The organism is Shewanella sp. NKUCC01_JLK (assembly GCF_019345615.1).
Classification (GTDB): domain Bacteria; phylum Pseudomonadota; class Gammaproteobacteria; order Enterobacterales; family Shewanellaceae; genus Shewanella; species Shewanella oncorhynchi.
This window is the reverse complement of the sequence record NZ_JAHKRD010000024.1, coordinates 51,777-73,227: the sequence shown is the minus strand read 5'-3', so window position 1 is coordinate 73,227 and position 21,451 is coordinate 51,777. Positions and strand designations below refer to the sequence as shown.

Sequence of the window (21,451 nt, the reverse complement as noted above, 5' to 3'; positions counted from 1 at the left end):
AGAACTTGAGTACCACACTGAGCGTTGAACGCTTCCAGTTGGCTAGGGCTGCGTATTCTACGCATTTCCCGTTTCGCGTCAAGGAGTTTTTTCAACTTCTTGCTGCGCTTGGATTAAGTGCTTAAAAGCTACTCAATTTAACTTAACTCGTCAGCTGGCTTTCGCTGTCTGCCGTGTCAGTGGATGCGCATTATAGGGAGATTGAGAAAGTCCGCAACCCCTATTTTTAAGATAACTATCATTTTCTCACTGTTCGTTGGATATTTGACCTGACCCGCTAGTTTTTAACCTTTATAATGCTAAAAACCACTCAATTAGGGACTTTTCTATGTCAGGGCCACTCAGAACTTACCAAGGTATTCATCCTCAATTAGGCAATAACGTATATGTAGATGAAGCTTCGGTGCTTGTTGGCGATATTGCGTTAGATACTGATGCCAGTATTTGGCCTATGGTGGCGGCGCGTGGTGATGTTAACCATATTCGTATTGGTAAGCGCTCGAACGTACAAGACGGTAGCATATTGCATGTAACGCGTAAGTCAGCTGCTCGTCCCGATGGTCATCCACTGATTATTGGTGATGATGTGACTATTGGTCACAAGGCTATGCTTCACGGTTGCAAAGTCGGTAACCGAGTATTAGTAGGCATGGGTGCGATTATTCTCGACGGTGCGATTTTAGAAGATGATGTGATCTTAGGTGCGGGTTCTTTAGTGCCACCGGGCAAGGTATTACAGAGTGGCTATTTATATGTAGGCAGCCCAGTTAGGCAGGCTCGCCCATTAACGCCAGCCGAAATTGCCTTTTTGCCAGAATCTGCCGACAACTATGTCAGACTGAAAAACGAATACTTAGTTGAGTTACAAAACATCTAATCACTTATAGCCAATCTCTTATAGTTAGTCGCTTAGTGTCACTATAGCTATATAATAAAGGCGGTAGAGACTCATTGAGTCTCTACCGCCTTTTGCTATTCGCTGATTCAGAAAACTATCTAAGTTCGATAAGTTTAGCCTAAGTGTACTGCCCCAAACTCATCAAACTCTTCGGCTTCAATTAAGTCTTCCGCCATTTCTTCGGCATCAAATCTCACCGCATCAAACAATGCCAGCATAGCGGCGGCTTCATTGGCACTCGGCTGTTCAGAGAAATCATTCAGCTCGGCTAACTTATTCACACTGATATAGCACTTGATGTTCATCCCCTGTGACTGCGCGATAAAGCAGACTCGCTTGTGGGCGTCGTCCCAATATTGCAGTTCGGGGAAAAGAATACTTTGATTCATGCTTCCTACTTAGGCTCGGCCATGAGTTTATCCCGCAAAAGATTTAATACCACTTGAGTGTCGGGCTCGATACCTCGCCATAGGGTAAAACTCTTAGCCGCTTGTCCGACTAACATGCCGAGCCCATCAATAACCTTAGCTGCACCTTGAGATAGCGCCCATTGGTTAAACGCGGTGACCGAGGCGCCATACATCATGTCATAACAAACAGTTTGGGTGGTGATGATATGCGCTGGCAAAGTTGGCAACTCGCCCGCAAGACTGGCCGAGGTTGAATTGATGATGACATCGAACTCGCCCACAAGCTCATTCATTTCTACGGCGGTGACTCTATTTGCGAAAGCACCGTTATCCACCGAAGTAAAGATATCGACCAGAAGCTGTGCCTTAGTGTGAGTGCGATTACTGATGATCATCTGCGCAATTCCCGCATTTAATAACGGCAGAATACAACCGCGCGCCGCACCACCAGCACCAATAAGTAACACGCGCTTATCTTGCAGGCTGCCTAAGTTAGCGATGAGATCGGCCACCAGCCCTAAACCATCGGTGTTATCACCGCGAATAGTGCCATCGGCCAATAAACTTAAGGTGTTTACCGCGCCAGCAAGCTTGGCCTCTGGGCTGAGACTGTCACACAGCGCAAAAGCTTGCTCCTTAAAAGGCACTGTCACATTCGCGCCCTTGCCGCCCGCATTGAAAAACGCCGTCAGTGAGGCTTCAAAACCATCGACCGGAGCAAGAATGGCTTCATAGGTTAATGACTCTTGGGTGGGCGCGGCAAATTGTCCATGAATGAACGGCGATTTACTGTGGCTAATTGGATTGCCAAACACTGCGTATCTGTCTGTCATAGCGATATTAAATTTTAGGTTCAATGGCTTTGCAGTCTACCGCGCTTTTGAGCCTAGGCAAGACGAATTATGTTCAACTAAATTTCACGTTGGGTTTCACGCTATAATGCGCCATCGGCTCAATACTCTCTATTTTAGTGAACGACTATTCCAATGAACTGGGTTAAAAAGATTTTTAGCAAACACACTCCACCGCAGGATGATCGCGATCCGAGCCAATCTAACGCTTACGACTTAATCGGCGGCGAAAAAGTGATCCGCGCTATCACCAAATGTTTTTATCAGAAGATGGCAAGCTCTGTAGAAACGACAACACTGCTTGCCATTCATAGAGCGCCAATTGCGGAATCAGAGCAGAAGTTGTTCGAATTTTTAAGTGGTTGGCTCGGCGGGCCGCAGCTCTATCAGCAGAAATATGGTCATCCCGCATTGCGAGCACGACACATGCATTTCGCCGTCGATGAGGCGATGCGGGATCAATGGCTGTTTTGTATGAAATTTGCGATTGAAGAAAACATTAATAAGCCAGAGCATCGAGCCGCCATCTTTGAGGCGATTTCAACTCTGGCCGATCATATGCGTAATCAATAAAGTGGATGTTGTATCCACTTTATAAATTACTGGCTAAACCCAGTCGCGGGGTTTGAGGTAGTTATCGTACAAATCTGCCTCAGGGCTTCCCGCCTCTGGTGTATAAGCATATTGCCAACGCACTAATGGCGGCATCGACATTAAGATAGACTCGGTACGGCCGCCCGTCTGTAGGCCAAACAAAGTGCCTCTGTCGTAGACTAGGTTGAACTCAACATAACGACCACGACGATAGAGTTGGAACTGACGCTCACGCTCACCGAATTCAGTCTCTTTACGACGCTCGACAATCGGCGCATAGGCCGTTAAGAAGCCATTACCTACAGCTTGCATAAAGCTAAAGCTTTGCTCGAATCCTGCTTGATTCAAGTCATCGAAAAACAATCCACCCACGCCGCGGGTTTCATTACGATGCGGTAGGAAGAAATACTCATCGCACCATTTCTTATACTTGGGATAAACCTCATCCCCGAAAGGCGCGCAAATATCCTTAGAAGTCTGGTGCCACTCGCGCACATCTTCCTCGAACGGATAATAAGGCGTTAAATCAAAGCCACCGCCAAACCACCACACGGGATCGGCACCCTCTTTTTGAGCGATAAAGAAGCGCACATTGGCATGAGTCGTTGGGATATAAGGATTATTAGGATGAATCACTAAAGAAACCCCCATAGCTTCAAAACTACGACCCGCTAACTCAGGGCGATGCGCCGTAGCCGACGCAGGCATAGCTGCGCCAGTCACATGGGAAAAGTTAACCCCTGCTTGCTCGAACACAGCACCTAGGGTTAATACTCGGCTAGTACCACCACCACCTTCAGCGCGAGTCCATGAATCGGCGGCGAACGTGGCTTGGCCATCCAGCGCCTGTAAACCAGCACAAATTCGGTTTTGTAGATCGATTAAAAACGCTTTTACCACTGCAACATCAGGCACACTCATCTTGTTATCCTTATTATTGGTTTGCTCATTGTCCATTTCGTAAAATCTTACCGCTTCGCGCATCGATAATGGTCGAGGGCTGACGTTGTTCGCCGAGTTCACCTAATACGAGTGCATCAATTTTACCTGTAAAATCTGCGAGAATTTCATCGGCAGTTAATGCTGGATCTTCACCCGCAAGGTTAGCGCTGGTCGACACTAAAGGTTTATTGAGTGCGCGGCACAGGGCTTGCACCCCAGTATGGGCTGACACTCGCACTGCGATAGAGTCAAATTCACCACAGAGGTATTTTGAAACCTGCGCTTTGATTGGCATTACAAAGGTAAAAGGCCCCGGCCACTTGGAAAATGCAAACTCGAGCTGCTCAGCCGTTAATTGCGATTCATCAACATAAGCTAAAAGCTGCTGAAAATCACTGGCGACTAAGATCAGTCCCTTTTGCCATGGGCGCTGTTTTACCGCCAATAACTTTTGGATAGCGGTGTCATTATCTGGGTCACAACCTAGGCCATAAACGGCCTCGGTTGGATAAGCGATAACACCACCGTTAAGCACAATATCTTTTATGTCAGATGGGTGCAGCTGCAACATCTTAGGATCACCTTTTGAGTATTGTCGATTTCAACAATCAAATTATTGGATAAATTCGAATACTGACCGCCCCATCAGCGGTCAGCCGAGGATTATACGCAAGCCACTTTCATCGGCCAAATATTAAGATGCAGGTCACACAATAAACTAAAGTGGTCTTTTGTATTTACAGCTTTTTTGCGGGCATTCTAAACGCATCCCAGCCGCACCTTTACGCTCGACCAAGATCCCAAAACCACAACTCGGGCAAGCTTCAGCAACCGGAGGATAATTCACAATAAACTTGCACTTAGGGTAAGCACTACAGGCATAAAAACTCTTTCCGAAGCGACTCGTTCTGTGCTCAAGCTTACCCGCTTTGCATTCAGGGCAAGGAATTTCAGGCTTGTCACTCGCTTGATCCTGTTTTTCAATATGCGTGCAGCTAGGATATTGAGTACACCCAATAAAGATCCCAAAACGCCCAGACTTTACCGCCAGTTCGTGACCGCATTCAGGGCATACAGAACCTTCAATCACTTGAGTTTCAATGGATTCGTGCTGCACTAAGGGTCGAGTGTAATTACAGCTAGGGTAATTATTACAGCCAATAAAACCGCCGTGCTTACTGTGTTTGACCGATAACTCGCTGCCACATTCAGGGCAAAGTTCGTATTCTTTTTCCAGTGCGTGTTCGTGGGCACTAAATAATTGTTCATCAATCTTAGACATAATCATTCACCACCTGTCGTAGCGCATTAGGATATCAAGCGCAGTGCCATCAAGGAATTTATGGCATCAAAAAAGGAGGTCTTAGCCTCCTTTCTCTCATAATTCATCTTTCACAACAATTAAGAATGCAGTCGGCCTTCGGGCTGTTCGAAGATTAAATCTTCCATTTGCTCATAAGCGGACTCATGGCCAGGAGCATTAAACAGTACCATTAAGATAACCCATTTGAGATCTTCTAAAATCAGGGTTGGTTCATCCAACTCCATAACTCTATCGATCACCATTTCACGGGTTTCGACATTCAGCACTTTAACTTGCTCTAAAAACAGCAAGAAACCGCGGGATTCCACATCCAGCTTGTCCATTTCGTCCTTTGTATAGATACGAAACGAATGCTGATCGTGATTACAAAGATAAGGTTTATCCCCTTCTTGTAATTCAGCTAAGCGCTCTAACCAAGTTAACGCTTTTAAAATCTCGGATTGATGAAATCCGGCACGAGTGAGTTCCTTGGTTAACTCGTCTTCATCAACTAGTAGTTCAACTTCACTGTGAACATAGTTTTCAAATAGATACATGAGGATATCAAACATGGCTAGCTCCTCTTTACTCTGACGTAACCACCGGGTACTGCTATTACCCAACCTTGCAACTCAAGTTCAAGCATTTGTTCTAACACCAGATCTATCGTTTTTCCACTATGTTCAACGACTGCATCAATTGATGTAGTTTCATAACCTACACTAGCTAACAGAGACGAAAATGGCAAATTACAAATCTCGCCTTGCTGTATATGGTGGCATAACTTCAATTCTTCAAGGTGGAAAGCGGTTAAACTTGCCAACTCTTCCACTATATCGGCAGCGGTTTCCACAAGCTTTGCTCCATCACGTAATAAATCATGACAGCCTTGATGGTAACCACCTAAGATTGAGCCCGGAACGGCAAACACCTCACGCCCTTGTTCCATCGCCAACCTAGCAGTGATTAAAGAGCCGCTTTTGCGACAAGCTTCAACCACAAGTGTCCCTAAAGAAAGACCGCTAATAATGCGATTTCGTTTCGGGAAATTACCCGCAAAGGGACCAGTATCAGGCCAAAACTCGCTAAGTATACAGCCTTGCCGCTGAATATCATGATAAAGCTGTCGATGTTTTCGTGGATAAATGATCTCTATGCCCGTTCCTAGTACGGCAATAGTGCGCCCTTGATGGTCAACACAGGCTTTATGGGCCGCCCCATCAATCCCCATCGCCATGCCACTACAGATACCAAATCCCATTGAGGACATCTCAGCAGCCAGTTGGTAAGCGACCTGCAATCCGCCAGGAGAAGCATTACGACTGCCAACAATCGCAAGATAAGGAAGGGCTAACGCCTCTAAGCAACCTTTAGCGAATAGGACGGCGGGCGGATCTGAGAGCTGTTTTAATAATGGGGGATAAAGCGGATCAGAGAAACAAAGCAGATGATGATCGGCGGCTTGCTGTTGCCATTCGAGGGCGACATCCACTTTTTGATAATCAATAACAAGGCTATGGAGCAGATGATCAGATAAAGGTAGCGCTTGTCTCTCATGCTCTAACCTTTGTCTGAGGTCGTCCACTTCCATGTGCGTTAATAATTGTTGGATCCGAGCGGGTCCTAGCCCAGATACAGCACAAACAACTAACCAATCGACCAAATTTTCAGAGATTATAGACCTCTTAAGGCTAAAGATTCTGGGGCGATTAACTTATCGTCGACACGAACAGGCCGCTCGGTGGAGACAATCAAACCTAAGCTCGCCTTATCAAACACTTTAAACACTAACAACTTACCATGATAAACATCCGGCATCTTAACTGCACGATCCGAAGAGACTGACGCCATTAGGTTATCATAGGCAGTACGTTCAATTGCAGGGACAGGCGTACCGTCATTGTTGATAACAATAACCTCACCATCACGATAAATAGAAAATACCACCCCAGGCTCGACGCCATCCTGAGTGCCTTTATCTAAGTACACGACATTCAACTTACCCGCTTCACGCAAATTTGATTCTGTCGCTAACACTAAAGCCGGTATCTTTAATTCCGCAGGTTTAGGAGTAAAGTAAGCTGACATCAAGGAATCACTTTCCATCGGCAATACTCTGAAGCCTGCTTTGGTTTCGCGAAAGCTCGTTAGCAACTTAATTTTTGAAACCTTACCAGACTCAATCACTTGCCCAGTAGACGACAAAATGGCTTCTTGTCCTAACGCTTCGCCTGACTCTTTATTGAAAAACTCGCGACCGCGTTCGTAAATACCATATTTTTGGTTTATTGGCAGTTCAGCATCAATATAAATCACATCACCCACAATATGGTGACGCGATGGACTTTCACCTGCCAGCACCATAGGTTGCTCAGTAAGCCAGTAAGTCTCGACGACCCGATTCTGCACTAAATATTGTTCAATCAAGGCTAAATCAACGGCTGGAATAGCATTACTCTTAGCAATGACACGTCCCTCGGGACTCTTTCTTACATGGGGTTTAGCACTATCAACAGTAGCACCATTACGCACAAGGCGGGGCTGACCATCAATAAATACCAGAGTGAGTTGATCGCCAGGGTAAATAAGGTGGGGATTAGCAATTTGTGGGTTTACATCCCAAAGACTTGGCCATTTCCATGGGTCATTCAGAAACGCGGCGGAGATATCCCAAAGAGTATCGCCCTTTTTCACTACATATGACTCAGGATGCCCCGCCTTAAGCGTCAGGGTATCTGCGGCAACAAACGTGCAATTGAATGTCATTAACGCGAGTAAAATTAACCGTTTCATGGGTATTTCCATGTTGTTTAACTCTTAGTTTGAGCTTTTACTGTTATTGGTAGGCACTAAAGATTAAAATTAACTCATTAGCATCAGTCAGTATAACTAACTGGCAGAGATTTGACAGACTTGTTAAGAGTTTATGTATGACACTATTAAAAGTATTACAATTCCCTGACGAAAGATTACGAACACAAGCCACACCCATCACAGAGTTTAATGCCGAACTGCAGACTCAAATTGATGATATGTTCGAAACCATGTACCAAGAAAAAGGTATCGGTCTGGCCGCGACCCAAGTTGATTACCATAAACAACTTATTGTCATGGACTTACAGGATGAAGTCGAACGACCCAAAGTGTTTATCAACCCCGAAATTATCGCCAGCAGCGGTGACTTCTGCAATGAAGAAGGTTGCCTGTCGGTTCCGGGGATTTACGCCAAAGTCGATCGCGCCGAATTTGTCACGGTAAAAGCCTTAGACAGACACGGTAACGAATTTATAGTTGAGGCCGATGAGTTATTTGCCATTTGTATTCAACACGAAATGGATCACCTCAAAGGCAAATTGTTTGTCGATTATTTGTCGCCGCTAAAACGTCAGCGGATCAAACAAAAACTTGAAAAAGCGGCCCGATTGGACGCCAAAGAAGCATAGGATCAGATTTGAAACCACTCAACATCATCTTTGCCGGAACACCGGATTTTGCCGCTCGCCACTTTCAAGCACTGTTGAACTCACACCACAATGTGATTGGCGTTTACACTCAGCCCGATAGACCCGCTGGCCGCGGCAAGAAACTGACCGCCAGCCCAGTAAAAGAACTCGCTATCGCCAATAGTATTCCAGTGTTTCAACCCGGCTCATTACGTAAAGAACCCGCGCAACAAGAACTTGCCGCACTCAACGCCGATATCATGGTGGTCGTAGCCTACGGTCTGATCTTGCCAAAAGTCGTGTTAGATACACCGCGTTTAGGTTGTATTAACGTTCATGGTTCTATTTTGCCACGCTGGCGCGGTGCCGCACCGATCCAACGCGCACTTTGGGCCGGCGACAAAGAAACCGGCGTGACCGTTATGCAGATGGATGTGGGTTTAGATACAGGTGACATGCTGCTTAAAACCTATCTGCCGATCGAAGATAACGACACGTCAGCCAGCCTTTACGAGAAACTGGCAGAACAAGGTCCCGTTGCCCTATTGCAAGCACTCGAAGGTTTGGCAAATGGCACCTTAGCCGCTGAAAAACAAGATGAAGCCTTAGCGAACTACGCAGAAAAACTCAGCAAAGAAGAAGCTAGACTCGACTGGAATAAATCCGCTAAACAGTTATGGCAAGAAGTCCGTGCCTTTAATCCTTGGCCTGTGAGTTACTTTGAGCACCAAGGTAACACTATAAAAGTGTGGCAAACTCAAGTCAGCGAAACCACCAGCACAGCCGCTCCAGGCACTATTATCAGCGCCAGCAAAAAAGGCATAGACGTTGCCACCGCTGATGGTGTGTTAACCCTGCTGAGTATGCAGCTTCCGGGGAAAAAGCCACTCAATGTTGCTGATATTCTCAATGCTCGAGGTGAATGGTTTAGCCCGAATACTCGCCTCGCACACGAGGCACAATAATCATGAACTTGCGCGCGCTTGCTGCGAAAGCCATCTTCGAAGTATTAGAAAAAGGCGTGTCACTGTCAGTGGCATTGCCTGATCAACAAAAGCATCTTGCCAGCGGCAAAGATAAAGCCCTACTTGCCGAGATCTGCTACGGCGTGATGCGCACTCTGCCACAAATAGAAAAACGCATCAGTGAATGCCTAGAGAAACCACTTAAAGGCAAACAAAGGATTATCCACCAGCTCCTGATCGTAGGTTGCTATCAACTGTACTTCACTCGTATTCCAAGCCACGCCGCAATTTCAGAAACTGCCGAAGCCTGTCGCCAATTAAAATTTGAAGGCATGGTCAAAGTGGTTAATGGTGTACTGCGCAATATTCAGCGCCAGCTATCGCCGCTAAGCACAGAATCAGATACCTTAAGCTATAACACACCCGCTTGGTTAATTAAGCGCTTAAAAGAAGCCTATCCCGAGCAATGGCAAGACATCATTCAACAAAGCCATGAACGCCCGCCCATGTGGCTGCGTAACAATCGCTTATCCCAGAGCCGTGCCGAATACCTCGCAGCTTTAGCCGAAATCGACATTGAAGCGAGCGAAGGCAGCAGTGCCGATGCCATTCTCCTAGCGCATCCAAAGGATGTCGCCACACTGCCACACTTTCATGAAGGTGCAGCATCAGTGCAAGATGGCGCGGCACAATGGGCGGCGACATTACTAGCCCCGCAAGCGAATGAATTAATACTCGATGCCTGCGCGGCACCCGGTGGCAAAAGTTGTCACTTACTCGAACTTGAGCCGAGTATCAAATTAGTGGCTGTTGATTTTGATGCTAAACGCCTCGAGCGTGTGCAACAGAACCTTGACCGCTTATCATTAAAAGCGGAGCTTATCCATGGTGATGCGGCCAACATAGACTCATGGTGGCAAGGCGGACAATTTGATCGTATCTTACTGGACGCGCCTTGCTCAGCCACAGGAGTGATCCGCCGCCATCCCGATATTAAATGGTTGCGAAAAAACCATGACATCGAAGAGTTGGCTGAACTACAACAGCAAATTCTCGATCATTGCTGGAAGTGGCTAAAACCCGGTGGCACGCTTCTTTATGCCACTTGTTCGATTTTACCGCAGGAAAACCGCGACCAGATCAGTGCGTTTTTAGATAGAACGGTAGATGCTAAGCTAGACACACTTGCCCAGCAAAATTCGCCACAGGATATAGGTTGGCAAATCACGCCAGGACAAGACAATATGGATGGGTTTTATTATGCCCGTTTATTGAAAGCGACTGATTAGGAAGTAAGCAAGGCCATGAAAATTATCATATTAGGTGCGGGTCAAGTTGGGGGAACCTTGGCCGAAAATTTGGTGGGTGAGAACAATGACATCACCATTGTCGATTATGACAAATCCAGATTACGCGCCCTGCAAGATAAATATGACCTTCGCGTCGTAGCGGGCCATGCCGCTCACCCTGATGTGCTCAGAGAAGCGGGCGCAGAAGATGCCGACATGCTTATCGCCGTAACCAATAGTGATGAATGCAATATGGCTGCCTGCCAGATTGCCTATACCCTTTTTGGTACGCCGACTAAAATTGCCCGTATCCGCTCAGAACCGTATTTGGCGATGCGCGATAAACTCTTTATCGACAGTGAAACCAAAAATAGCGACGGTCGCCCCCGCGGCGGCTTCGTGATCGATGAATTAATCGCCCCTGAACAGTTAGTGACCGCTTACATCCAGCGACTCGTAGAATATCCAGGCGCATTGCAAGTGCTTGAATTTGCGGAAGGCCGGTTGAGCCTAGTGGCTGTTCGAGCCTATTACGGCGGCCCACTGGTGGGTAATGCATTAGCGGCACTTCGCGAACACATGCCCAATATTGATACCCGGGTCGCGGCGATTTTCCGCCAAGGCCGCGCTATTATGCCTCGCGGAACGACCATTATCGAAGCCGATGATGAAGTCTTCTTCGTTGCAGACAGTCGCCACATTCGCGCTGTCATGAGCGAAATGCAAAAACTCGATAACTCCTACCGCAACATTATGATCGCCGGTGGCGGTAACATAGGCCTAGGTTTAGCAAAACGCCTTGAGCGCACCCACTCGGTCAAACTGATTGAGCATAAATTAGAACGTGCAGAAGCCTTATCGGAGCAGCTGGAAAATACCACAGTGTTCTGCGGTGATGCCTCAGATCAAGAATTACTGCTCGAAGAACACATAGACCAAACCGACGTATTTATTGCGGTCACCAATGACGACGAAGCCAATATTATGTCCGCCCTACTAGCAAAACGTATGGGCGCGAAAAAGGTCATGGTGCTTATTCAACGCGAAGCCTATGTGGATATAGTGCAAGAAGCCAACATCGATATTGCAATCTCACCACAACAAGCGACGATTTCAGCACTATTAACTCATATTCGTCAGGGTGATATCTGTAACGTTTACTCTCTACGTCGTGGGGCGGCCGAGGCAATTGAAGCCATCGCCCACGGAGATGCCAGCACTTCTAAAGTCGTTGGCAAAGCCATTGGTGATATTAAGTTGCCACCGGGGACAACGATTGGTGCCATTGTCCGCAATGATGAAGTGCTGATGGCCCACGACAAAACCGTGATAGAGCAAGGGGATCACGTGATCTTGTTCTTAGTGAATAAAAAGTTTGTCGGCGAAGTCGAGAAGCTTTTCCAACCAAGTGCTTTCTTCTTCTAAGAACCTTAGTAAGCCAACTTATGCTGAACTTTAGACCGCTATTGTTTATTTTAGGGCTGTTTTTGTCCATGCTGACAGCTTTCATGCTGATCCCACTGCTCCTCGCCGCATACAAAGGTGAGGAAACCGTGGGCTCTTTTATGGTGTCGGCATTAGTCACAGGCATTAGCTCAAGCCTGTGTTTACACAATGGCCAGAGCAAAAGCATTAACCTCAATATCCGCGATATGTTCCTGCTAACCAGCCTAACGTGGTTGATCGTAAGCCTATTCGCGGCCATGCCATTTACCCTTTATCACGGTATTGGTTATACCGACGCCTTCTTTGAAACCATGTCCGGCATCACGACCACAGGTTCTACTGTACTCTCAGGGTTGGATACTATGGATCACAGTATCTTAATCTGGCGCTCTTTATTGCAATGGCTAGGTGGGATTGGTTTTATCGTAATGGCGGTGGCGATTCTACCCTTCTTAAACGTTGGCGGGATGCGGCTATTCCGCACTGAATCATCCGATTGGAGCGATAAAGCAGTGCCTCGCACCCAAAGCATGGCTAAGTATTTATTCTTTATATATATTTTACTAACGAGTATCTGCTGTGTTGCCTATCATCTGGCGGGAATGACTTGGTTTCAGGCCATCAATCATGCAATGACCACCCTCTCGACTGGTGGCTACTCGACCTCAGATAGCTCAATGGCGGCGTTCTCCAACTCTGCACACTGGGTTGGGATTTTCTTTATGGCAGCAGGTGGCTTGCCACTACTCATGTTTGTACAAACCATACAGCAAAGGGATCTACGGATTTGGAACGATGCTCAGGTCAAAGGCTTCTTATTTTTCCTCACATTTGTATCTTGTTCTATTGGCTTCTGGCTGTGGCAAACCCGCGACATTGAGCTTCTAGATGCACTGCGTTTATCCAGCTTTAACGTGGTATCGGTAGTCACCACTACAGGTTATGGCTTAACGGACTACGGTGCTTGGGGCGCCTTTGCCAATATCGCCTTCCTGTTTTTAATGTTTGTCGGTAGTTGCTCTGGTTCCACTTCGGGCGGGATTAAGATCTTCCGTTTTCAAATTGCTGGGGCCATTATGCGCGAGCAATTGAAACAGCAATGTCATCCAAACGGTATCTTTAGGGAACGTTACAACAACCGCATCATCAGTGATGATATCGTGCGCTCTCTGATCACTTTCGTACTGCTGTTTGTGATGGTGATTGTAGGCTTGTCAGTGATTTTAGTGCTCACTGGTCTCGATCCTATGACCAGTTTCACGGGCGCGATTACGGCAGTCACTAACGTGGGCCCTGGTTTAGGCCCGATTATTGGACCTGTAGGTAACTTCTCAACGCTACCCGATGTCGCTAAATGGGCGTTGTCACTCGGCATGCTCCTCGGTCGTTTAGAAATATTAACCGTGGCGGTGTTGTTCCACCCGAGTTTCTGGAAGTACTAATTCAGTAGAGCTTGAATACTAAAAAGGCGCTTAACTTGTTAAGCGCCTTTTTTATTAAGCAGTTGCAGTAACGTCAGCTAATTCCAACAGATGATCAGCATAGACTTTCACATCAGCCCAGTCGGTATAATCGATAACTGACTTAGGATCAGTTGGACCCTTGGTCATCTTCATAATCAACTGAATCGCCAATCTGTCATACCAAGGCCATGAAGGATAATCCACTTTGCCCGCAATAATTTTAAGATCAGCAGGCGTCCATGGCGATAACGCAATGAACTTTTGCAGATATTTATTATTTGCAGGGATACGTTTTTCAGGATTTCTCGCCACAACATTGACGCAGAAAAAACTGTTTGGCAATGCGCCCAGAGCCTGTGCATGCTGCTCAATAAATTGAAAAACGCTCTTATCATAGGTGCCATAGAGCACGCAGGCACCTAAGGCAACGACATCATAATCAGGCCAATTAATACAAGTCGCGGCAGCACTGTTGATATCGATGAGGTCAACCTTAGCGTCACGAAATCTTAATTGCTCGGCAATTGCACTGGCAATCTTGGCCGTATGGCCACCACGGGTAAAATAAAGTACGAGGACGCGTGTCATAGGCAATTTCCGATCCACTGAGTAATACCACCATTGTGGCAAGGTTACGTTAAATAAACCTCTGATAGGATCACAAATCAGTCGTATCTCATATTCTGAGATGCAAAAATTGAGATCTGCATTGCCGAGCAGTATGATTGCGTAAACACATGTGTTCAATTAGAATTATCTAATCAAAAGCGATAAAGTGAGTGACCTTATGCAAAATGATATAGATGTAGATGCAATGGTAACTAATGCGGAAAGTGCGGCTAAATGGCTCAAGGCCATAGCGAACCCTTATCGCCTAATGATTTTATGTCTATTACTAGACAAAGAGTTGAGCGTAACCGAGCTCAACGCCACAGTGCCATTAAGCCAGTCGGCCCTATCCCAGCATTTAGCCGTATTACGCGCAGAAGATCTCGTGGATACCCGTAAGAGCTCGCAGATTGTTTACTATAAACTCAAGAACGAGCAAGTCACCCAAGTGATTTCGATTCTGCATAGCCGCTACTGCGCGGCCTAACACTGCAAAATTAGCCTAAATTTAAGCCCTAACCTCTTGCAAGTAATTAGGGCTTAATGGTTTTTAATGTTGGCTAAAACGGTTACCGAAGGCATCGACTTTTGCCCAATCGGTAAACTCAAAAGTGCCTGTGATATCCGTTGGCCCTTTAGTCAACCACATGATAAAACGTATCATGGTCCGATCGAAGAAACCGTATTTAGGGTAATCAATCTTGCCTGCAAACACTTCTAACAGCTGGGGTTGCCACAGTGAAAGCTTGAGAAACTTTTGCATATAAGGATTGGTTTCAGGCGTATTTTTTAAGGATTTGCGCGCCACTACATTAACGGTAAAAAAACCATTAATCTTAGTATCTAGCACTGCATGGTGGCGATTCACATACTGATAAAGCTCTGGTCTATGTTTACCATAACGAATACTGGCACCAATCAGCACTTTATCAAAATCCACTAGACTCAACGCTTCCGCCTGCTCTAATGTGGCGAGCGAAACCTGCTCTCCCGCCTGTTCAGCAATCGTCTTCATTTTTTGGCAAATTGCCAATGTTTGGCCATCTATCGTCGAATAGATTATTAACGTCTGCATGATTAATTCTTCCAAAAAGTTGGCGTAAACAAAATCAGTAAGGTAAATACTTCGAGGCGACCAAACAGCATAGCCACGACCAATACCCACTTGGCTCCATCACCAATACTGGCATAATTGCTCGCTACCTCACCTAAACCTGGGCCTAAGTTGTTTAAGCATGCCGCCGTGGCACTAAAAGCCGTAATATCATCTAATCCCATCGCCATGAGTGCAAGCATACAAATCACAAACACCAGCGCATAGGCAGAAAAGAATCCCCAAACAGCATCAACCACGCGATCGGGCAAGGCTTTAGAGCCAATCCTAATCGAAAACATTGCCTTAGGGTGAACGAGTCGTTTCAATTCACGGGAACCCTGTAACAGCAGTAAAATTACTCGAATGACCTTAATCCCACCCGCAGTTGAGCCACCACAGCCACCGATAAAACTCGAAAACATTAATAGTATGGGTAAAAATAAGGGCCACAGATGGAAGCTATCAGTGCCAAATCCAGCCGTAGTGGCAACTGAAACTGCCTGAAATAAAGCATGATCTAAGGTTTCTTCTGGCGAATCATAAATACCAGAACGATAAAGCGTGAAGAAACAAATCGCTGTGAGAATAAGTTGAATCGCCACCAGCATCTTAAATTCAGCATCTTTAAAATAGACTCTAACGTTAATCCCACGTCGTGAGAATGCCGCAAAATGCACGCTAAAGTTAACCGCAGAAACAATTAAAAAGAACACACAAATAAGATTAATAGTAGGACTATCGAAATAGCCCATACTGGCATCGTGGGTCGAAAAACCTCCGATGGCTATGGTCGAAAATGAATGACAAATGGCGTCAAAAATACTCATGCCCGCCCACCAATAAGCCGTCGCACAGGAAATCGTTAGCAGTAAATAGATATACCACAGTGCTTTAGCAGTTTCGGCTATCCGCGGGGTCATCTTACTGTCTTTCACAGGCCCCGGAATTTCAGCGCGATAAAGCTGCATTCCTCCCACACCGAGCACAGGTAAAATAGCCACTGCGAGCACAATAATCCCCATGCCGCCAAGCCATTGCAGCATATGGCGGTAAAACAAAATGGCCTTAGGTAAAAAATCGAGCCCGACAATGACAGTGGCTCCGGTGGTGGTTAACGCAGAAAAAGATTCAAAGAAGCTGTCTGTCCAGCTTAAGTCTGGCTGACTCGAAAAGATAAACGGCAAGGCACCAATAGAACCCAGTACAGTCCAGAACAGCACGACAATCAGGAAGCCCTCTCGCGTACGCAATTCTTCTTTGCAGTGGCGGTTCGGATACCAGAGCCAAAAACCAATAAATAGGCTAACAAAAAATGCCTGCATAAACGCCGTGCCGCCGCCATCGTTATACCAAACAGCGATCAGTGCTGGTGGCAGCATAGTGATTGAAAATAAACCAATCAGCAGGCCTATGATTCTAATTATGGTTTTATATTGCATTACGCGAGTTCAATTATTCCATTGGCTGTAAAGGTATTTTCAGCATTTGGGCTATTTTGGCATAATTTACGCAGGCATCACAGCTCAAACTCGGGCCTCAAACTTCCTTGACTCAGTGTCGCCAGCGACTCACAAAGCCATGCCTGTTGCTCTCGCCCTATCTCAAACACAATATCGACCGCTGCGGCAAATTGCTTATCGATGATCACGGCATCCACTTGCTGTAATAGATGCTCGACATCGCGCAACTGCGCATAATCACAATGCAACTTGGCGGGATACCGTAACTGTTTGAGTCGCGTCGGTAATTGAATCAAGCCTTGCCTTAAGCCCGACGTATAAGCCCGAACGAGTCCACCTACGCCTAGCTTAGTACCGCCATAGTAACGCACGACAACGGCGCCAACTTCGCCAATATGTGCCCCTTGCAACACAGCTAACATAGGGCGGCCTGCACTGCCAGCGGGCTCACCGTCATCACTCGAACCAATTAAGACGCTATCATCCGGTGCGCCAGCAACAAAAGCTGAGCAATAGTGGCTTGCGCCGGGATAGTCACGCTTTATGTCAGTAAGTACTAACTTTAATTTATCGACGCTATCGCAATGAAAGAGAAAAGAGATAAAGCGACTATGCTTTATCTCTTCTTCAATGACGATTTCATCACAGGGAACGTTATAACTTTCGAGCACGAATTCGCCCTAATCTATTTTCAAACATCAATCGGCTAAACCGAGCTCACGGGTCATGTTCTCGTTTCTATCTTGATGCACTATGACGTTATCTTCGATACGAATACCGCCAAAAGGCCTTAACTCATCAATCGTTTGCCAGTTGATCTGCAGGCCACGACTATCTTGTTTAAGCTCATTGAGCACAGTATCTATGATGTATAACCCAGGTTCCATAGTCAGCACTTGGTTTGGCGCTAAAATGCGGGTGCAGCGCAAGAATGGATGGGCCTCGGGCGCCGCAATATGGGTACCGCGCTCATCGTGGGAGAAGCCACCCACATCATGCACTTGTAAACCTAACATGTGGCCTAAACCATGGGGGAAGAAAGCACTGGTAATGCCTTGATCAACCAAACCTTGGGCATCACCCGTGGCTAAATCAAAATCCAATAGCATTTGCGCGACTTTAGCGTGAGTCGCTAAGTGTAAATCAGGATAACGCACGCCAGGGCGCATCATGTCGATGAGCTCCAGCTGCGCCTTATTCATCGCAGCGATCAACTCATCGAAACGATTCTTCTCAAATGCATAGGTTCTAGTGATATCAGACGCATAGCCAAAGTAACTCGCGCCCGCATCAATAAGAAAAGACAAACGTTTCGCAGGGCTTTGATGCTCGAGCGCGGTGTAATGCAAAATCGCCGCATTTTGATTAAGAGCGATAATATTGCCGTAAGGCACTTCATTTTCGCTCTGGCCCACGGCAGATAAATAATGCTGTTGGATCTCGAACTCACTCGCACCGTTATAAAACGCATTTTTAGCAGCCAAATGTCCCTGCACCGCAATTTGGTTGGCGCGGCGCATACATTCCAGCTCATATTCAGTTTTAGTGGTTCTGTGGTAATGCAAATAGCTCATCACAGCATCGGGATTGCGACTGGTAAAACCCAGCACTTCGGCTACATCTAAATGCTCACCCAAATAAGCCCAATTAACTGTGTCTTTAGGTAACAGCTCAGCGACCTTATCGGCCTTAGTTAACAGCTTAATATCAAAATGCTCGGTCCAGAACATATCCGGCACATCGGATACTTTGTGCCAAAAATCCACAGGACGATAAAAAATCAGCTGCGGCTTATCGCGACCATTGACGACTAACCAGCAATTCGGATTATCCAACACTGGCAACCATGCCTTGAAGTGCGGGTTTGCTTTAAAGGGATAATTGATATCATCCAAAAACATCCGATGCGGCTGACCCGAATGGATCACTAAACCAGACAAGGCTTCTCGAGACAAAATCTCTGCGACTCGGCGGTTTAACTCGGCAATATGGGCACGATAGTGATGAGCCAACTGATCCATTTGTCATCTCCTGCAATGAATAAAAGTTAATATTATGAGCCAAATTTGCCCACATAATCTTAATCTGATCATGAACAACAGATTCAATCAAAACGTTAAACTGTCACTCAATCTAAAATACATGGCTGCTGAATAAAGAGCATTAAAGCGATAACATCATGATTATTTTTAATAATTCTATTCAACCCTAGCATGGCTACAGCGTTTAAACGTCTAAGGAAAACAGCCACAAAGACCTATTTATCCACAAAGTGATTTAACGCATTCTAGGTGTTCTACACTCTGTGCAGTGTATCACAAAGGTGAAAAATCACTCTAGCCGACAAGAAATTAAACAGTCGTTTAAATTGGGTGTTGTAATTTATCGAATTTCGAAGCACACTGGCACACAACTGGTCAAATGATGGCCGAAGCTGCTGTGAGATAGAGAGTCGTACTAGCACCAACACATAATGGTGGGTATCACTTTTAAGCCAAAAGGAAGCAAGCAATGATCTACCAAAGTCCTACAATTCAAGTTGAGTTACTCGAGGATAATATTGCCAAGCTGTGCTTTAACGCACCCGGTTCGGTGAACAAATTCGACAGAGAAACCCTCGCTTCGCTCGATGCCGCATTAGACAGCATCAAGCAAAATTCCAATATCAAAGCGTTAGTGCTGACCTCAAGTAAAGATACCTTTATTGTGGGTGCCGACATTACCGAATTTTTAGGCCTATTCGCACAAGATGACGCCGTACTGCTCTCTTGGGTTGAACAAGCCAACGCTGTCTTCAACAAACTCGAAGACTTACCTTTCCCAACAGCATCTGCAATCAAAGGCTTTGCCTTAGGTGGCGGCTGTGAAACCATTCTGGCAACGGATTTTCGTATCGCAGATACCACAGCCAAAATCGGTTTACCTGAAACTAAACTCGGCATCATCCCAGGCTTTGGCGGCACAGTTCGTCTGCCACGTGTGATTGGTGCAGATAACGCACTTGAATGGATCACCACAGGTAACGACCAACGCGCTGAAGATGCACTGAAAGTCGGTGCTGTGGATGCTGTGGTTGCGCCAGAAGCATTAGAAGCGGCTGCGATTCAAATGCTCAAAGATGCTGTTGCTGAAAAGTTGGATTGGCAAGCGCGTCGTAACCGCAAGCTGTCTGCACTAACACTGCCAAAACTTGAAGCTATGATGTCATTCACCACAGCCAAAGGCATGGTGTTTGCGGTTGCGGGTAAACACTACCCTGCACCAATGGCCGCAGTAAGCGTAATTGAGCAAGCATCAACTAAAGGCCGCACCGAAGCACTGCAAATCGAGCATCAAGCCTTTATCAAACTGGCTAAAACTGACGTTGCTAAAGCGCTTATCGGTATCTTCCTTAATGATCAATTCGTTAAAGGCAAAGCGAAAAAAGCGGGTAAATTAGCCAAAGAAGTGAAAAACGCTGCCGTATTAGGTGCTGGCATTATGGGCGGCGGTATCGCCTACCAAAGCGCCAGTAAAGGCACACCGATTGTCATGAAAGACATTGCCCAGCCAGCATTAGATTTAGGCCTCAATGAAGCCGCCAAACTGCTGTCTGCCCAAGTTGCTCGTGGTCGTTCAACGCCAGAAAAAATGGCCAAAGTGCTGAACAACATCACGCCTTCATTGGATTATGCTGCGCTCAAACACAGTGATGTCGTCGTTGAAGCCGTTGTTGAACATCCAAAAATTAAAGCACAGGTTTTAGCCGAAGTTGAAGGCTATGTGAGTGAAGATGCAATTATCGCGTCAAACACCTCAACGATTTCAATCAACTTGCTCGCTAAGAGCATGAAGAAACCTGAGCGTTTCTGCGGTATGCATTTCTTCAACCCAGTGCACAAAATGCCGTTGGTAGAAGTTATCCGTGGTGAGCACAGTTCTGAAGAAACCATCGCCTCTGTTGTGGCTTACGCCAGCAAAATGGGCAAAACCCCAATCGTGGTAAACGATTGCCCAGGCTTCTTCGTTAACCGCGTACTCTTCCCTTACTTTGCAGGCTTTAACGGCTTACTTGCCGAAGGTGGCGACTTTGCTGCAATCGACAAGGTAATGGAAAAACAATTCGGTTGGCCAATGGGCCCTGCTTACCTGCTCGACGTAGTGGGTTTAGACACAGGTCATCACGCCCAAGCCGTTATGGCTGAAGGTTTCCCTGATCGAATGGGTAAATCAGGCACTGATGCGATTGATGTGATGTTTGAGAACAAACGTCTTGGCCAGAAAAATGGCAAAGGTTTCTATGTCTATTCAGTCGATAGCCGTGGTAAACCGAAGAAAGATGTCGATCCAACGAGCTACGGCCTATTGAAAGCGGCCTTTGGCGAGTTAAAAGCCTTTGAAGCCGATGACATTATTGCCCGTACTATGATCCCTATGATCATCGAAACCGTGCGCTGTTTAGAAGAAGGTATTGTCGCATCACCAGCCGAAGCGGATATGGGCCTAGTTTATGGCTTAGGTTTCCCGCCATTCAGAGGCGGCGTGTTCCGTTATTTGGATACCATGGGTGTCGCAAACTTTGTGGCCTTAGCAGACAAATATGCTCACTTGGGCGGTCTGTATCAAGTCACAGATGCGATGCGTACATTAGCAGCCAATAACGGTAGCTACTACCAAGCCTAATTAGCGGGAAAGGAATTTAA

22 protein-coding genes are annotated in these 21,451 nt (G+C 46.3%); 9 read left to right on the top strand and 13 right to left on the bottom strand.

All coding sequences use genetic code 11. The features are described from left to right. Window positions 1-328: 328 nt before the first annotated feature. The gene (locus tag KO537_RS21475; protein WP_219235748.1) at window positions 329-877 is read left to right on the top strand and encodes a gamma carbonic anhydrase family protein; all 549 of its coding nucleotides are present in this window, start codon (window positions 329-331) and stop codon (window positions 875-877) included. 134 nt (window positions 878-1,011) lie between these two features. Here the strand turns inward: KO537_RS21475 and KO537_RS21470 are convergent, their stop codons facing one another. Both KO537_RS21470 and aroE read right to left on the bottom strand, forming a co-directional pair. Then, window positions 1,012-1,287, bottom strand: coding sequence for a DUF1488 domain-containing protein (locus KO537_RS21470; protein ID WP_113941387.1), 276 nt, complete (start codon window positions 1,285-1,287; stop codon window positions 1,012-1,014). Between the two features lie 5 nt (window positions 1,288-1,292). Continuing rightward, window positions 1,293-2,141: a shikimate dehydrogenase gene (gene aroE / locus KO537_RS21465; protein ID WP_219235750.1), complete on the bottom strand. Its 849-nt coding sequence runs from the start codon at window positions 2,139-2,141 to the stop codon at window positions 1,293-1,295. Between the two features lie 153 nt (window positions 2,142-2,294). Between aroE and KO537_RS21460 the strand changes: the two genes are divergently transcribed. Beyond that, window positions 2,295-2,732, top strand: a complete 438-nt coding sequence (locus tag KO537_RS21460; RefSeq protein ID WP_219235746.1) for a group II truncated hemoglobin — start codon at window positions 2,295-2,297, stop codon at window positions 2,730-2,732. A gap of 33 nt (window positions 2,733-2,765) precedes the next feature. Here the strand turns inward: KO537_RS21460 and hemF are convergent, their stop codons facing one another. From hemF to KO537_RS21430, 6 genes are all read right to left on the bottom strand, one after another. Next, a complete protein-coding gene (gene hemF / locus KO537_RS21455) occupies window positions 2,766-3,674 on the bottom strand; it encodes an oxygen-dependent coproporphyrinogen oxidase (RefSeq protein ID WP_219235744.1) in 909 nt (302 codons plus the stop codon). Window positions 3,675-3,699: 25 nt separating this feature from the next. Next, the gene (locus KO537_RS21450) at window positions 3,700-4,266 is read right to left on the bottom strand and encodes an L-threonylcarbamoyladenylate synthase (protein ID WP_105250832.1); all 567 of its coding nucleotides are present in this window, start codon (window positions 4,264-4,266) and stop codon (window positions 3,700-3,702) included. A 147-nt stretch (window positions 4,267-4,413) separates the two neighbouring features. Further along, entirely contained in the window at window positions 4,414-4,977 is a 564-nt protein-coding gene (locus KO537_RS21445) for a topoisomerase DNA-binding C4 zinc finger domain-containing protein (protein WP_173248520.1), read from the bottom strand. Between the two features lie 119 nt (window positions 4,978-5,096). Then, window positions 5,097-5,570 (bottom strand): DUF494 family protein, encoded by a 474-nt coding sequence (locus KO537_RS21440; RefSeq protein ID WP_006083793.1) that lies wholly within the window; start codon window positions 5,568-5,570, stop codon window positions 5,097-5,099. Between the two features lie 2 nt (window positions 5,571-5,572). After that, window positions 5,573-6,589: a DNA-processing protein DprA gene (gene dprA / locus KO537_RS21435; RefSeq protein WP_173248518.1), complete on the bottom strand. Its 1,017-nt coding sequence runs from the start codon at window positions 6,587-6,589 to the stop codon at window positions 5,573-5,575. An 83-nt stretch (window positions 6,590-6,672) separates the two neighbouring features. After that, window positions 6,673-7,803 (bottom strand): LysM domain-containing protein, encoded by a 1,131-nt coding sequence (locus tag KO537_RS21430; RefSeq protein ID WP_173248516.1) that lies wholly within the window; start codon window positions 7,801-7,803, stop codon window positions 6,673-6,675. A gap of 125 nt (window positions 7,804-7,928) precedes the next feature. Here KO537_RS21430 and def point away from each other — a divergent pair, with 125 nt between their 5' ends. Genes def through KO537_RS21405 form a run of 5 tightly spaced genes read left to right on the top strand, consistent with a single transcriptional unit; the run spans window position 7,929 to window position 13,583 of the window. Then, window positions 7,929-8,441 carry a peptide deformylase gene (def, locus tag KO537_RS21425; protein ID WP_206766142.1) on the top strand — a complete coding sequence of 171 codons (513 nt, stop codon included), beginning with the start codon at window positions 7,929-7,931 and terminating at the stop codon, window positions 8,439-8,441. An 8-nt stretch (window positions 8,442-8,449) separates the two neighbouring features. After that, window positions 8,450-9,406 carry a methionyl-tRNA formyltransferase gene (gene fmt, locus KO537_RS21420; RefSeq protein WP_219235741.1) on the top strand — a complete coding sequence of 319 codons (957 nt, stop codon included), beginning with the start codon at window positions 8,450-8,452 and terminating at the stop codon, window positions 9,404-9,406. 2 nt (window positions 9,407-9,408) lie between these two features. Continuing rightward, window positions 9,409-10,695, top strand: a complete 1,287-nt coding sequence (gene rsmB, locus KO537_RS21415) for a 16S rRNA (cytosine(967)-C(5))-methyltransferase RsmB (protein ID WP_173248514.1) — start codon at window positions 9,409-9,411, stop codon at window positions 10,693-10,695. Between the two features lie 15 nt (window positions 10,696-10,710). Beyond that, window positions 10,711-12,120: a Trk system potassium transporter TrkA gene (gene trkA / locus KO537_RS21410; protein WP_105250826.1), complete on the top strand. Its 1,410-nt coding sequence runs from the start codon at window positions 10,711-10,713 to the stop codon at window positions 12,118-12,120. 20 nt (window positions 12,121-12,140) lie between these two features. Next, a complete protein-coding gene (locus tag KO537_RS21405) occupies window positions 12,141-13,583 on the top strand; it encodes a TrkH family potassium uptake protein (RefSeq protein ID WP_113941395.1) in 1,443 nt (480 codons plus the stop codon). A gap of 54 nt (window positions 13,584-13,637) precedes the next feature. On the opposite strand, the gene hemG (KO537_RS21400) is transcribed toward KO537_RS21405, so the two are convergent. Then, on the bottom strand, window positions 13,638-14,192 hold the full coding sequence (gene hemG / locus KO537_RS21400) for a menaquinone-dependent protoporphyrinogen IX dehydrogenase (RefSeq protein ID WP_105250824.1): 555 nt from the start codon (window positions 14,190-14,192) through the stop codon (window positions 13,638-13,640). A gap of 199 nt (window positions 14,193-14,391) precedes the next feature. Between hemG (KO537_RS21400) and KO537_RS21395 the strand changes: the two genes are divergently transcribed. Then, window positions 14,392-14,700 (top strand): metalloregulator ArsR/SmtB family transcription factor, encoded by a 309-nt coding sequence (locus tag KO537_RS21395; protein ID WP_105250823.1) that lies wholly within the window; start codon window positions 14,392-14,394, stop codon window positions 14,698-14,700. 63 nt (window positions 14,701-14,763) lie between these two features. Here KO537_RS21395 and hemG (KO537_RS21390) read toward each other — a convergent pair whose 3' ends face one another. The 4 genes from hemG (KO537_RS21390) to pepQ form a co-directional block, all read right to left on the bottom strand. Continuing rightward, a complete protein-coding gene (hemG, locus tag KO537_RS21390) occupies window positions 14,764-15,288 on the bottom strand; it encodes a menaquinone-dependent protoporphyrinogen IX dehydrogenase (RefSeq protein WP_105250822.1) in 525 nt (174 codons plus the stop codon). A gap of 2 nt (window positions 15,289-15,290) precedes the next feature. After that, complete coding sequence (locus KO537_RS21385; RefSeq protein ID WP_105250821.1) at window positions 15,291-16,748, bottom strand: TrkH family potassium uptake protein; 1,458 nt, start codon at window positions 16,746-16,748, stop codon at window positions 15,291-15,293. A 77-nt stretch (window positions 16,749-16,825) separates the two neighbouring features. Next, window positions 16,826-17,440: a YigZ family protein gene (locus tag KO537_RS21380; protein ID WP_105250820.1), complete on the bottom strand. Its 615-nt coding sequence runs from the start codon at window positions 17,438-17,440 to the stop codon at window positions 16,826-16,828. 27 nt (window positions 17,441-17,467) lie between these two features. Then, window positions 17,468-18,790, bottom strand: coding sequence for a Xaa-Pro dipeptidase (pepQ, locus tag KO537_RS21375; RefSeq protein WP_219235740.1), 1,323 nt, complete (start codon window positions 18,788-18,790; stop codon window positions 17,468-17,470). Between the two features lie 490 nt (window positions 18,791-19,280). Here pepQ and fadB point away from each other — a divergent pair, with 490 nt between their 5' ends. Then, window positions 19,281-21,431, top strand: a complete 2,151-nt coding sequence (gene fadB, locus KO537_RS21370) for a fatty acid oxidation complex subunit alpha FadB (RefSeq protein WP_219235738.1) — start codon at window positions 19,281-19,283, stop codon at window positions 21,429-21,431. The last annotated feature ends 20 nt before the right edge of the window (window positions 21,432-21,451 follow it).